The organism is Aeromonas sp. Prich7-2 (genome assembly GCF_017939255.1).
GTDB lineage: Bacteria > Pseudomonadota > Gammaproteobacteria > Enterobacterales > Aeromonadaceae > Aeromonas > Aeromonas caviae.
The window spans coordinates 1-309 of record NZ_JAGKRI010000358.1; the positions used below are offsets into that span (position 1 = coordinate 1).

Sequence of the window (309 nt, forward strand, 5' to 3'; positions counted from 1 at the left end):
AGGGAAGGTGCGAACAAGTCCCTGATATGAGATCATGTTTGTCATCTGGAGCCATGGAGCAGGGTTCATCATGAGTCATCAACTTACCTTCGCCGACAGTGAATTCAGCAGTAAGCACCGTCAGACCAGAAAAGAGATTTTCTTGTCCCGCATGGAGCAGATCCTGCCATGGCAAAACATGGTGGAAGTCATCGAGCCGTTTTATCCCAAGGCTGGTAATGGCCGGCGACCTTATCCGCTGGAAACCATGCTACGCATTCACTGCATGCAGCATTGGTACAACCTGAGCGATGGCGCGATGGAAGATGC

Annotated in this window: 1 protein-coding gene; it reads left to right on the top strand. The window is 51.1% G+C overall.

Annotation, left to right across the window (positions count from 1 at the left end):
- Window positions 1-70 precede the first annotated feature (70 nt).
- Window positions 71-309: transposase (locus J9892_RS25305; protein ID WP_213044662.1), on the top strand; the 239-nt coding region annotated here is incomplete at its 3' end.